Annotated in this window: 11 protein-coding genes; 10 read left to right on the top strand and 1 reads right to left on the bottom strand. The window is 62.2% G+C overall.

The genetic code is table 11. The features are described from left to right. Positions 1–108: 108 nt before the first annotated feature. The gene (locus tag G473_RS0109495) at positions 109–3,024 is read left to right on the top strand and encodes an ATP-binding protein (protein ID WP_029012910.1); all 2,916 of its coding nucleotides are present in this window, start codon (positions 109–111) and stop codon (positions 3,022–3,024) included. Positions 3,025–3,132: 108 nt separating this feature from the next. On the opposite strand, the gene G473_RS26060 is transcribed toward G473_RS0109495, so the two are convergent. Further along, positions 3,133–3,444, bottom strand: a complete 312-nt coding sequence (locus G473_RS26060) for a ribbon-helix-helix domain-containing protein (protein ID WP_051330088.1) — start codon at positions 3,442–3,444, stop codon at positions 3,133–3,135. Positions 3,445–3,668: 224 nt separating this feature from the next. Here G473_RS26060 and G473_RS30275 point away from each other — a divergent pair, with 224 nt between their 5' ends. The 9 genes from G473_RS30275 to G473_RS0109450 all read left to right on the top strand — a co-directional run bounded on the left by G473_RS30275 (position 3,669) and on the right by G473_RS0109450 (position 13,216). Continuing rightward, the gene (locus G473_RS30275) at positions 3,669–3,830 is read left to right on the top strand and encodes a hypothetical protein (protein WP_154667337.1); all 162 of its coding nucleotides are present in this window, start codon (positions 3,669–3,671) and stop codon (positions 3,828–3,830) included. Positions 3,831–3,948: 118 nt separating this feature from the next. Next, positions 3,949–5,184, top strand: a complete 1,236-nt coding sequence (locus G473_RS0109480) for a YcaO-like family protein (RefSeq protein ID WP_029012909.1) — start codon at positions 3,949–3,951, stop codon at positions 5,182–5,184. Positions 5,185–5,217: 33 nt separating this feature from the next. Next, the gene (locus G473_RS0109475) at positions 5,218–5,967 is read left to right on the top strand and encodes a TfuA-like protein (RefSeq protein ID WP_245580026.1); all 750 of its coding nucleotides are present in this window, start codon (positions 5,218–5,220) and stop codon (positions 5,965–5,967) included. Between the two features lie 73 nt (positions 5,968–6,040). Next, positions 6,041–6,730, top strand: coding sequence for a Crp/Fnr family transcriptional regulator (locus G473_RS0109470; protein ID WP_029012907.1), 690 nt, complete (start codon positions 6,041–6,043; stop codon positions 6,728–6,730). A 36-nt stretch (positions 6,731–6,766) separates the two neighbouring features. Then, the gene (locus G473_RS0109465) at positions 6,767–7,021 is read left to right on the top strand and encodes a hypothetical protein (protein WP_029012906.1); all 255 of its coding nucleotides are present in this window, start codon (positions 6,767–6,769) and stop codon (positions 7,019–7,021) included. Then, positions 7,018–8,949, top strand: coding sequence for a tetratricopeptide repeat protein (locus G473_RS0109460; protein WP_029012905.1), 1,932 nt, complete (start codon positions 7,018–7,020; stop codon positions 8,947–8,949). Before G473_RS0109465 ends, G473_RS0109460 begins: the two co-directional genes overlap by 4 nt. Before the next feature lie 197 nt (positions 8,950–9,146). Next, positions 9,147–9,596, top strand: a complete 450-nt coding sequence (locus G473_RS30270) for a hypothetical protein (protein ID WP_154667336.1) — start codon at positions 9,147–9,149, stop codon at positions 9,594–9,596. A gap of 132 nt (positions 9,597–9,728) precedes the next feature. Continuing rightward, positions 9,729–11,246, top strand: a complete 1,518-nt coding sequence (locus G473_RS26055; RefSeq protein WP_051330087.1) for a tetratricopeptide repeat protein — start codon at positions 9,729–9,731, stop codon at positions 11,244–11,246. 98 nt (positions 11,247–11,344) lie between these two features. Then, a complete protein-coding gene (locus tag G473_RS0109450; protein ID WP_029012904.1) occupies positions 11,345–13,216 on the top strand; it encodes a flagellin N-terminal helical domain-containing protein in 1,872 nt (623 codons plus the stop codon). Positions 13,217–13,238 lie beyond the last annotated feature (22 nt).

Below are 13,238 nucleotides of genomic sequence, written 5' to 3'. Positions count from 1 at the left end.
CGGTGGTGCTATTGTATGAAGGCACACCAAAGTGGTATTCATATTCTACTAGGCGGGCCGGGCACCGGAAGTCGGTTCCGGTCATTGTCCCCAGGAGGGTGGACAGAGATGGCTGAACATATGCCGCCCGTCGATCTTTTCGGATCGCATGCCGCCCTGAAGGGCGTAGGGCTGTCTGACCGCCGTTCAGCCACGATTCTGTTCTGCGATATCGTCAACTCCACCCATCTGATCGCGCCGCAGGATCCCGAAGATGCCCGCGAACTGTTGGCGGGCGCCATCGACATGATGATCCGTCATGTGACCCGGTATGGCGGCACCCTGTGCCAGACATTGGGGGACGGTGTTTACGCCATTTTCGGGGCCCCGGCGGCCCAGGAAAACCATGCCGCAAGAGCCTGCTTTGCGGCGGATGCCATGTTGCGTGAGGTGGGGCGCGATCATCAGATCGCCTTGCGCCTGGGCCTTTGTTCTGGTGAGGTTTTATGGGATGGCGCGGCGATGCAGGCCCGCATCGGTGCCCCGGTTATCGGGCGGGCGGTCAATGCGGCTGCCAAGCTGCTGCAATCGGCCGTGCCGAACAGTATCCGTATCGCAGACAGCACGGCGGCCCTGGCGGGCGACTGGGTGGATGTGAAGGCGGTTGAGCCTGTGGATCTGACCCCGACCGACAGGCTTTCCGCTTTCCAGGTGATGGGTATTCGCCGCCGCCGTCTCCAGGCCAGCGATGCCTCCCCGATGGTTGGGCGTGACAGGTTGCGCCGCACGCTCTCGGATGCCTTATCGGTGCTGACCGGGCGGATGCCGGTATCGGGCAGCGGTGTGGTTCCCGCCTTGCATATGGTGACGGGGGAGGCCGGCTTGGGTAAGTCCAAGCTGATGGCCCTTTTGGCTGCCGATGCGCGCTGGCGCGGTGTCCGTGTGGTTGAATGGGCGGTGCCTGCGATCATGCCACTGGACGCCCCCAGCCTTCTGCACGAATTGACGGCAGAATTGCTGGATGGCCCCCTGCCGGCGACCCGGGAAGAGACGCTGGCGTTGATCATGGCCGCCGGTGCCTCGGACCAGGGCGCTCAATCACTTTCCCTGCTGCTGCATAATGATGCCAATGCCGCGCGCCCTAAAGCCGGTGAAAACCGTCTGGTCCTGGCCGCAGGCGCCATTGCAGATATTGCAGCAGCCGGCGCACGCACCCGGCCGCTGCTGCTGCTGGTGGAGGATCTGCATTGGGCGGGGACAGAAGTCCTCACCGTTCTCTCCGCCCTGTTGCCGCGTATGGTGGGGCATCCCGTAATGCTGCTGGCCAGCAGCCGGGAAGAGGTCCTTCCTCCCGCGCTGGATATAGGGCTGGCGGTCAAGCGCCACCGTTTGGCACCGCTCACCTCAGAAGAGGCAGGGGCGCTGCTGGATAGCCGGATGGGCATGGACCCGGCTTTGGCACCGGTGAAGGCCGACCTGCTGCGCCGCGCCCAGGGGAATCCCTTCTTTTTAGTCGAATGCGTGCGGGTGCTGCAGGATCAGGGGGTGGTCACTGGTTCCCCCGGTGCGATGCGACTGGGCGTGCCGGCACGGGGCCATCTGCCCGACACGGTACAGGCATTGCTTGCCGCCCGTACCGATGTGCTGCGAGACCCCTTGCGGGATACATTGCGGGCCGCCGCCGTGATCGGCCCGACCTTTGATGCGGCACTTCTGGCGGGCTTGATCGGCCAATCGGTACAGACATTGCCCCTTGGTGGCCTGGCGGCTGCGGGAATGATTGATGAGACCCGGCTTCTGCCGCGCCTGGAATATTCATTCCATCACGCGCTGCTGCATGAAGCGGTCTATGAGGGGATCACCCGCCGCGACCGGCAGCGTCTTCATACCCGTCTGGTTGACTTGCTGGATATGGCTGACTTCGCCAGCCTGCCCGGCCGTCGTGCCGCCCAGGCGCGTCATGCGGGACAGGCGCAACTCTGGCCTGTCGCCCTGGCAGCCGGCCGGGAAGCCGGCATGGAATCGTTGCGCCGCTCCCTGGCCGCAGAAGCGGTTTCACTCTTTGCTCTGGCAATCAATGCCAATGACCGGATGCCAGCGGGGAGTGAGAAACACCGCGCCGGCGTGGATCTGCGATTGACGCTTGCCCGTGCCGCCATGCCGGCTGGTCTGCATGCGCGCGCCATGGAAGCGCTTGATGATGCCATTCTTCTGGCGCGACAGGCCGGTGATGATGAAAGCGCCCTGGCGGGGCTGGTCCAGCAGATCAGTTATGAATGGGTCTATGGCGACCTGCGTCATGCAGTTGCGTTGTCGCAACAAGCCCTCACGCTCAGTCAGCATGTGGGCGCATCAGCCCCCCATCCGGAGGTCATGATCCTGGCCGCCTGCTGTCTGCTGGAGCATGGGCAGCTTGCCGCGTCGCTGTCCCTGCTGGAAAGGGCGGGGGAAGAGCGGGCTTGGGAAAACCACACGCCCGGTCGGTTCCTGATGGTCGATAGCGCGATGGTGACCGCCATCATGCGTGCCCGCTGCCTGTCTTATATGGACCGGCCTGCGGAAGCCGACACATTTGTCATGCATGCCCTGCACCTGGCCGATACCGGGCACTATCCGTTCAACCGCATCTTCGCCCGTACCTATGCGGCGGAGGTCAAGGTCCGGCTGGGCCACTATAACGAGGCTTTCACCCTGTCACGCCAAGGCTTGGCCCTGTCGGGGGCTGCGGGCTCCCCGTTGTTGGACAACCCTTTACAGGTCCGGCGCGGGCTGGCGATGATCAATCTTGGTCAGGGGGTGGAAGGGTTGGCCGAGATTGAAAGGGCGGAGGTGGGAACCACCCGGCGTAACGCCCGCCTTCATATGGTCTGGGCACGGTATGGACGCATCCTCGCCCTGGCCCGGATTGGCCTGACAACTCAAGCCCTGTCCGAACGGACGGCCCTTGCCGATATTCTGGAAAAGGGGGGCTATGGTCTGCTCGCCCTCATCCTCCCAACGGAGGAACAGGTGAGGGCCGGTTCCCCCCTGCCTGCAGGGGCCTGACATATGGATAATTGTCAGGGTTGAGGCGTCGGCATGAAGAGCCGGGGCGTACAGCGGCTTGCGGGCGCGTCATCCGGCCCGCCGCCACCCGCTGGCGTCCTATCGTGTTCAGCCGCCTGCCACTTCCCGCAGCATCAAGGACCGGTTCCCCTTGGAAAGGGCCCGGAAATAGGCGACCAGGAAGGCACGGATCGTTGCCGTCAGCGAAGCATTCTGGTGCTGCCGGCGGGACACGATGGTGATCACCTGATGGATGGTCAGCATTTCGCGATCAGCAATTTCATGCAAGGCCTGCCACATGACCGCTTCCAGCCGCACGCTGGTCCGGTGCCCGTCCACCCACACATTATGACTGATGAGCTGGCCGTCCACTTCCAGGTCATGGGGCTCATAGACCGGCACATCATTCCGGCACATCATTGTTTACGGCGTTCACAGCGCGCAGGGTGGTCATTGGTAACCTCGTCCTTACAGGATCAGGCCATCGGGCGATGGGACAGGCAAACAAACTAACGCGATATCTACATACATCGCTGTGAACCAGTTCACGTTTTAAATGCCATACGCTGTTTTACCGTCTGCGGCGAAGGATGCCCAGGGCTCTTTCACTGTTCGCCTACAATTGAAATCAGATGGAGAGCAAGATGCTGATGCGTGGTGCCGATGGCCGCCTTTATCGTATTGGTCCGAATGGGGCCGAAATTGTCTCCACCGCTGTGAGTGCTGCCCCGCAGGCCCGTGTTGCCGCGCCGCGTCTGGCCATGGATGTCGGTGCCAGCGCCGAGTTGCACAGCGCCCGGCGCTGACCGGTTCCGGCCTGGTGGGGAGATATCTCCACCGGGCCTGCCGATCTTTTTCCGCCGGACCTGATCCCAATTTTTCCTGGCAGGCCTGGGAACATGGGATGGACGCGACAAGGGACAGATGATGGAACAGGTTCGCCAGACCGAGTGGGACAGCATCGGTTCGCCGCAATGGCGTCGCCTCGTCTCCGCCGAAGAGACGCTGGCCAAGGTCACCCCGCTGCTGGGTGCCTTTGGTATCACCCGTGTTGCCAATGTTACGGGCCTGGATACAGTCGGCATCCCCGTCGTGATGGTGAACAGGCCCAATTCCCGGTCGCTGGCCGTCTCGCAGGGAAAAGGCACCAGCCTGGCCGCTGCCAAGGCATCGGCGGTCATGGAATCAATCGAAGCGTGGCACGCAGAGCGGGTACAGCTTCCCCTGCGTCATGGTTCTTATGAGGATCTGCGCTACGCGCTGCCTTTGATCGATCCGGCCCTGCTGCCCTGTCACGTGGATAGTCTCTACACCCCCCATGCCCAGATGCTGTGGGCGGAGGGCACCAATCTGAAGGATGGCACCGGCTGCTGGGTGCCTTACGAGATGGTGCACACCAACTATACTTTGCCCTTGCCCACGGGCCATGGCTGCTTCCAGGCGACCAGCAACGGGCTGGCTTCCGGCAATCATTGGATTGAGGCCGTCCTTCATGGCCTCTGCGAAGTGATTGAACGCGACGCGCGCACCTTGTGGAACCTGTTGCCCGAAGCGGCGCAGGAAGAAACGCGCGTCGATCTGGAAACGGTTGCCGACCCGACCTGCCGCGCCCTTCTGGCCAAGTTCGCCCGGGCCGGCGTGGCCGTTGGCGTCTGGGACATGACGGCCGATACCGGCGTGCCCACTTTCCTGGCCCGGATCGTTCAGACCAGCAGCGGGGGGCAGAGTTCGGTGCGTCCGGCGTCGGGCTATGGCACGCATCTGGTCCCTGCCATCGCCTTGTCCCGCGCCCTGACGGAAGCGGCGCAAAGCCGGCTCACCTTCATTTCCGGCGCCCGCGACGATATGGGGCGGGAAGAGTATGAGCATTTCCTGTCTGAGCAGGAGCAGGAAAGGTGGCTCGCCCGCATCCAGCTTGGCCCGTTACTGCGGGATTTCAACGCAATCCAGGGGTGGCGTGGCCAGTCCTTGCGGGACGATCTGGCGGAACTGCGGACACGGCTGGCCCGCGTCGGCATTGAGGATGTGATTGTCGTTGACCTGACCCGACCGGAAATCGGCATCCCCGTTGTGCGGGTGATCGTGCCGGGTCTGGAGGGTGTGGACGGCAGTCCCACCTATGCGCTTGGCCCCCGTGCCCGTTGCATCACGGGTCTTTAAAATCGCTCCGCCCCGGCAAAGGAGAGAATGGCAATGAGCAATCAGGTGATCGTTTTCCTGGGCCCTACCCTGCCGGTGAGCGAGGCCCGCCGTGTCCTGGAGGCGGATTACCGCCCGCCCGTGGCCCAGGGTGATGTGCTGCGCGCCGTGACGGAGCAGCCGGCCGCCATTGCGATCATCGATGGCTATTTCGCCAACATGCCCTCTGTCTGGCACAAAGAGATCCTGTTCGCCCTGCATCGGGGCATCCCGGTTCTGGGGGCGGCCAGTATGGGGGCATTGCGCGCGGCCGAACTGCACAGTTTCGGGATGACCGGGATCGGGGATATCTTCGCCGCTTATCTGGATGGGCGGCTGGAGGATGATGACGAGGTCGCCATCATCCATGGCCCGGGGGAAATCGGCTATCCCATGCTGTCGGAAGCCATGGTCAATATCCGGCGTACATTGTCGGATGCATTCGCGGCGGGCATCATCACGGCATACCAGCGCCAGCAGCTTCAACGGATCGCCAAGGACCTGCCCTATCGGGAGCGTAGTTTCGGGCGCGTCTTCCGCGAGGCTGTGGAGGAAGGGGCTGGTGCGGCCGAGTTGGAGCGGTTGCGGGTCTGGATCGCTGAAGGCGGCCACGTTGATCAGAAAAGGCTGGATGCCCTGGCCCTGCTGGCCCATATCCGTGACGGCATGGCGATGGGGTCGCTGAAGGTCACGCCCAGCTTCGCCTTTGAACATACGTTTAATTGGGACCGTGTAGCACAGCCTGTTCTGTCCGTGCCCGTTTGACTTGCATTTTTGCAGGGAAGTCCCAATCCTGAGGTCCTATGCCCCCCAAGCGGGTACTGGCGAGGAACGGGTATTGGCGACATCCATTGATATCGACCTTTTGCGCCGCAATCACCTGTTCGGTGTGTTGAGCGATACGGAAATGGCGGCGGTGTTGGAATTCGCCCGCCTCCGGCGTGTGGCAGCAGAAGAGCGGATTTTCGCCAAGGGTGATCCCGGAGACAGTCTTTATGTTCTGCTGCGTGGTCGGGTCGCGGTGCAGACGGAATCGCCCGACGCTAAACTCATGCTGCTGAATATCCTGGATGCCGGCGCGGTGTTCGGGGAAATCGCCATGCTGGACGGGGGGGAGCGGACCGCTACCGTGATGGCACAGGAAGCCAGTGAGTTGTTGCGTATCGACCGCCGGGATTTCATGCCCTTTCTGGAGACGCGCCCCGATCTCTGCATCCGTTTGATGGGGGTCTTGTGCCAGCGTGTCCGATGGACCAGCGCCATCATTGAAGACACGGTTTTCCTCAATGTGCCGCGCCGTCTGGCCAAACGTATCCTGATGCTGGCGCAGACATATGGCCGGCAGACTGAAGGCGGATTGCGAATCGCCACGTTTGTCAGCCAGGAAGATCTGGCCAATATGCTGGGCGTATCGCGTGAAATGGTGAATAAAACGCTGAAGAGCTTCCAGAAAGCTGAGGCCATCACCTATCGCAATGGCTATCTGGTTGTTAAGGATGAAAGCTTTCTGGATCAGATTTCCCGCTAGGCCTAATCTGTCCGCCAAACATGAAAGGCGGAACGGATGCCGGTGGGAACAGATGCGAAGGCAGTACGGGCCTTATCGCTGACGCTGATGGCGGCAATGATGCTGGCTGGCTGTGCCACCCATGCCCGCCAGGTCCGGGATGAAAAGGTGTGGCTGCCGCCACCCCCGGCCGCCCCCGTTGCTGCTGCACCTCTCCCGCCAGTACCCACCGCTGTTGCCCCTATCCCCTTGCACAAGGGCAGTGTCGGCCCCCGGTTCCTGGCGCCGGCGCCAGTGGAAAATTTGCCATGACAGGTTTGAACGACGTGCTGGACCAGGCGATCAGCCTGCACCGTGCCGGCAACCCCGCTGCGGCAGAGCCGCTTTATCGCCGTGTTCTGGCAGAGGCGCCAGCATTGCCGGATGTGCATTATTTCCTGGGCATGTCCTGTCTGCAGCAGGGCAAGGCGGATGCCGCGCTGCGCAGCTTGCGTACCGCCGTGCGCATGCGGCCGGGGCAGGGGGAATGGCTGTTCAATCTGGGTGTGGCGCAGCGTCAGGCCGGTAATATGGCTGATGCGGCCAGCAGTTTTGCTGCCGCCGCCCAGGCCTATCTGCCCACCCACCCCAACCATGTGGGGGCCTTGGCGGAGCAGGGGGCCATCTATACAGCGCTGGCCGATTTTGCCAGGGCGGAGCCCCTGCTGCGACAAGCCCTGACACTGGCGCCAGGTGACCGGTCGGTTGCCGCTAATCTGGCTGCATGTCTGTATAACCGCTTCGCCCATGCCAACGCTTTGGCGGACCCTGGGGCCGTACCAGCACTGGAACTGGCGGTCAAACTGGCACCTGATCGGCTGGAGATGCTGGAACGGTTGGGGCAGGCCTATCTGCAGACCGAACAGCCGGCCAAGGCACGAGATTGTTTTGCTGATTTGCTGCGCCGCCAGCCCGACCATGAAGGGGCCGGCGTGGGGCTGGCGGATGCACAGGTGGCGCTGGGCCTGTTTGACGAAGCGGTGGTGACGGCGCAGACACTTTTGTCGCGTCGTGCGGATTGGCCGCGTGCGCTTGTGGTCCTGGCCGCCGGCCTGCATGGGCAGGGCGCGCTCAGCGCGGCGCGGGCAGCATTGCAGCAGGCGCTGGCCCTGGAGCCGGGCCTGCTGCCGGCGCTGATCAATCTGGGCACTGTTCTGCGCGATCTGGGGGATGATGAGGGGGCGGAGAACTGTTATCGCCAAGCCTTAGCGGCTGCCCCCGATAACCCAATCATCCATTGGCAACGGGCCCAGGCGCGGCTGATCGCCGGGGATATGGCGGAGGGCTGGCGGGAATATGAATGGCGGTGGCATATGCCGGGCTTTCCCCTGGCGCCGGATGTCGCCGCGCTGCCAGTATGGGCAGGGGATGCTCCCCCGTCTGGCCGGCTGTTGATCCATGCGGAGCAGGGGCATGGCGACAGTTTGCAGTTCATCCGCTATGTCCATCTTCTGCACCATGCGGGGCTTCACCTGTTGGTGCAGGTGCAGCCTGCCCTGGTTCGGCTGTTCCGGGAAAGCCTGCCTGATAGGGTGCCGGTGGTAGCGTTGGGAACGCCGGTGCCGGCTGATATCGCCGTGCGCTGCCCATTGATGGGGCTGCCGCTGCGCCTGGGCACCCGCACGCTGGCCAGCATTCCCGCGGATGTGCCTTATCTCCATGTCCCTGAGGACAGGGCAGCGATCTGGCGGGAGCGGTTGTCGGCATTGCCTGGTTTCAAGGTCGGGCTGGTCTGGGCGGGTGATGCCAGGGCGCATGACCCGCGTGCCACCGCAACGGATCGCCGGCGCAGTGCCAGCCTGGATATGCTGGCACCCTTGGGCACCATTCCCGGCATCACTTTCATCAGTTTGCAAAAGGGCCCCGCCGCTGCCCAGGCGGCGGCGGACGCAACGCCTTTTCCCGTTATCGATTGGACGGATCAATTTGGGGATTTTGCCGACACGGCTGCCCTGGTGGCAGGCCTTGATCTGATTATTGGTGTGGATACTGCGGTTATTCATCTTGCCGGGGCCTTGGGGCGCCCGGTTTGGGTCTTGTCACGCTTCGACGGGTGCTGGCGTTGGTTGCGATCCCGAGACGACAGCCCTTGGTATCCCAGCCTGCGCCTTTTCCGTCAGCAACGTTGGGGTGATTGGCGTCCCACCATTGCCGATCTGACAGATAGTTTGGAATTCATTGTATCTGACCAGCACGGGTGAATGTATTCATGTTGGTTGATTTGGCGCGTCATGTAAGCGGCTCTATTGCAACCTTGTGGCTGATAGAACAGGGGCGGCCATAATCAAGTCGATGATTCCGTTTTGATTCCTTGGCCTGGACCTGCATTTGAAAGTTTTGTTTGGCGGTCGCACTTATCCATGCTAGGGTAAAAGTGCTTAGCAGTGGGTATGCCATCATGCTCGTAGAGGGAATCCGCAGCGCGACATCCTATCAACCGCCAGCAATAAATCCTGCTGCGGCACGGGTGGAGTCTGCTCCTTCTGAAGCGCCCCGATCTGTTCAGCTTCCCTATATCAGCCCCGTCCTTTCTTACGACAGCGATGCTGCCATCGCTGTCCTGCAGTTCCGCAATAGCGAAAGTGGCGATGTTGAGACCCAGTATCCGTCGGAGCGGGTCGTGCGCGAATATCAGTTGCGCGGGCGGGACAAGATGGGTGCTGCCCCCGACATTGCGCAAGACCGCGCCACCGCTTCTTCGCCCGGCGATAGCGATGCCACCGGCAGCGCGCCGGCGCCCGTTCCGGCCTCCACTGTCGGCAATGGCACATCACCATCTTCCGGCTCGACGGGTGGGGCGACATCTGGCGCCGCTGCTGCGCCTGCTCCGGTGAATGTGGTCGCTTGAGCGACCTTCACCACGCCCGTCTGCTTATCTTTGATCCCAACCCCACTTGATCCAGGCTCAACCATCGCCCGCTGGCTATGAGCGTCGGCATTCCGATGCTATAGCAATGAGGGTTTCGTGCGGCGGGGACATATGGGCAAAGGGCAAATATCGCGGGGCCGCCCTGGTGGAGGGCCGCATGCAGCTGCCCAGGCGGCGGCACTGCTGATCCAGGCGGAGCAATGCCTGACGGGGGGCGACGCCGAAGGCGCACTTGTCCTCGCAGATCGGGCTATTGCCCTTGATGCCTGCAACCCCAATGGGCCAGCGCAACGCGGTAATGCCTTGATGCGCCTATCACAACCGGCGGCTGCGGCTGCGGCTTTCGAGACGGCTATCCATCTGCATCCCGGTCTGCCGGCACTCTGGATGCTGGCTGGTACCGCCCACCGGGCGGCTGGGGCGCATGAAGAAGCGGCTGCGGCCTATGCCGGTGCCACGCGTCTTGATCCCGGCTTGGCCGGTGCTTGGCATAATCTGGGATTGAGCTTGCGTATGACAGGCGACCTGCGCGGTGCTGCCCGCGCATTGCGTCGCGCCAGCGCCCTCTCTCCGCAGGATGGGGCGCATTGGAATGCGCTTGGGTCCGTCTTGCATGCGGCCGGTCACTGGCGCCAGGCGGCGGATGCGTGGCGGTTTGCGCTGCGCCAGCCGGATCGGGATGCCGGTCAGACCCGGCGGCGCGCCGGATGGAACCTCTGTCAGTCATTGCTGCTGCAGGGGAAAATGGTTGATGGATGGGCATTGCATCACCACAGGCCCAGTTTTCCGGCGCTGGACCGGCTGCCTTTTGGTGTGCCGCTGCTGGCGGGCCGGCCCCGTCATGGCCACCGGATATTGATTACGGTCGAGCAGGGTTTGGGCGATGTGATCATGGTGCTGCGTTTCATCCCGTTTCTGCTTGAAGCCGGGGTGAATGTCGTGCTGCAGCGACCGCTGGCTTTGCAGCGCCTGATGACGGGGGGATGGTTCGATCAGGTGTCGATGCTGGACGAGGGGGCAGCGCCTCCGCCCGTGGATGCCCAGATCCCCTGTATGGGCTTGGCCGAGCTGTTTGTGACGGAAGCGGACCATGTGCCGGGGCCGATGCCCTATCTCCATCCCGATCCAGCCTTGACGGCGCGCTGGGGACCGATTGTTGGGGCGGCGCAGGGATTAAAGGTCGGCTTCGTCTGGGCTGGCAACCCCGCTTTCCCCGGCGACCATGCAAGATCACCCCGGCTGGGGCCGCTTCTTCCTCTTTTTTCCCTGCCAGGGATTACGCCTGTGATCCTGCAGCATGGTGAGGGGAGGGGGGACCTGCAAGGCATATCTCTACCGTCCCACACCCTGGATTTGGGCGGCCAGGGGGATATTGCAGACAGTGCTGCGATTCTCGCCACTCTCGACCTGCTAGTCACCAGTTGCACCATGCCGGCCCATCTTGCCGGCGCGCTGGGCCTGCCGGTGGCATTGCTGCTGCCCTTCTGCCCCGATTGGCGCTGGCAGATCGGTCGGGCTGATACGCCCTGGTACCCGGCCACGCGGCTTTACCGTCAGGAGCGACCGGGCGACTGGCAGGCGCCGGTGGCCAATCTGGCACGTGACCTGACCCTGCGGATAGGTCGGTAGGCGATCGGTGATTCCGCTTGACGGGGTTTAGGAACGGGTGTTCTCTGACTGTAGTCCGAAAAATTCGGATACTCATATAGCTCCAAAGGAGAGAAACTATGTCTTCTAGCGACGTCAATCTCAGCTCTGGCATGCGTTCCAACCTTCTGCTGCTGCAGAAGACGAACAAGCAGGTCGAGAACATCCAGCAGAAGCTGGCAACGGGTAACAAGGTCAACAGCGCCCTTGACGGCCCGAACCAGTTCTTCGCTGCGAAGAACCTGTCCACTCGCGCCGGCGACCTGTCCAGCCTCAAGGAGGCCATGGGCCAGTCGATCAGCACCATCCAGGCTGGCGACAAGGGTATCTCGGCGATCCAGGATCTGGTGGAACAGGCCAAGGGTATCACTGCTTCCGCTTACTCCAGCCTGGGCACTGACGCTGCTTCCATCGCAACCCGCAAGGGCTTGGCCGAGCAGTTCAACCGCATCAAGGACCAGATCGACAAGATCGTTGGTGATAGCGGTTATGCTGGCAAGAACCTGCTGGCCGGCAATGGCAAGAATTTGGATAGCACGGCTGACAGCCGCAAGGCCGTTAACTCCATCTCCGGTCTGTCCAGCAGCCGCGTGACCAACGTGGTCAGCGCCGATACCTATTCCGTCAAGGTCTCTGGTACGGGTAACGTCAGCGGCAATCTGGACGATATCGCCGCTGCCGAACGTGACCGCGGTCTGGCGTCGTTGAAGGTTTCCGGCAAGCTCTCCGCCACCGCCGGCAATTTCTCCGACATCACGATCGAGATGCGCGGCAATGAAGGTCGTGAGCGTACCGTCGTGGTCTCTGAAGGCGGTGAGAGCCGCACCTTCAAGTTCTTCGACAATACGCAGAGTGCGACGGCTACCCTGCAGACCGCTGGCGCGACCTCTACGGCGCAGGTGTCTCAGGTCAAGATCAGTGGCACGATCGAAGAAGGCGATACGTTCACCGCAACGGTGAATGGTCAGTCCTTCACCTATAAGGCTGCTGCTGAGGATCTGTTCGACGCAGGTACCGGCGCGGATCTGGATGCCAGCACTCGCCAGGCCAACGTTGCCTCCAAGCTTCGCGATCTGGTGAACACTGGTCTCGACACGGCCAAGTTTACAGTTGGTGCGGCTGCCAGTGGTGCCTTTACCATCAGCGCGGCATCTGGTCTGTCCGGTACCGCCAACAGCTTTACTGTCAGCGCCACGACCGGTAACTCGGAGCAGAAGAGCATTTCGGTGACCTTCTCGTCCGGTACCACAGTGTCGTTCGATGTGAATGCGAAGGACCTGTCGGCTCTGGGCGGTTCGGCGAACAAGGTTTCGACAATCGAAAAGAATGTCGACATCGAAATCTCCGCGACCAACCTCAATGGCGTCACTGTCAGCCGTTCGGGTACCAATGATCGCGGCAATGCCAAACTGTCGGATGGTGAGAACTCCTTCACCTTCGCCAGCGGTACGGTGCGTGTGGAAGTGGATGCCAAGGAGATTCTGAACGCGGCAACGGCGCAGAAGACGGCGAACCTGACCACCACGCAGCGGACGGATGCCAGCACCGAGAACGATCTGAATGTCCAGTTCAACAGCGACAATACCAGCTCGATCAATGTGCTGAGCCAGAACGTCACGACCAATGGCCAGGGTCTGCGTATCGACTATGCCCAGAATGGCTTCATGGACCGCGCCGATATCGACAAGGCCGTGGCCAGCCTGGACTATGCGACGCAGGGTCTGCGCTCGGCTTCGCAGTCGCTCAGCACCAACCTGAATGTCATCCAGACGCGTGAAAGCTTCACGGATGAGTTCTCGAACGTGCTGGTCGAAGGCAGCAACAAGCTGATCCAGGCTGACCAGAATGAGGAAGGTGCAAACCTGCTGCTGTTGCAGACGCGTCAGCAGTTGGGCACGATCTCCCTCTCGCTGGCCAACCAGGCCCAGCAGTCGATCCTGCGGTTGTTCTAATCCGCTTCGATCGGTGGGATGT

Origin of the sequence: Niveispirillum irakense DSM 11586 (genome assembly GCF_000429645.1) — a bacterium.
GTDB lineage: Bacteria > Pseudomonadota > Alphaproteobacteria > Azospirillales > Azospirillaceae > Niveispirillum > Niveispirillum irakense.
This window is presented reverse-complemented; position numbering and strand designations above follow the sequence as displayed.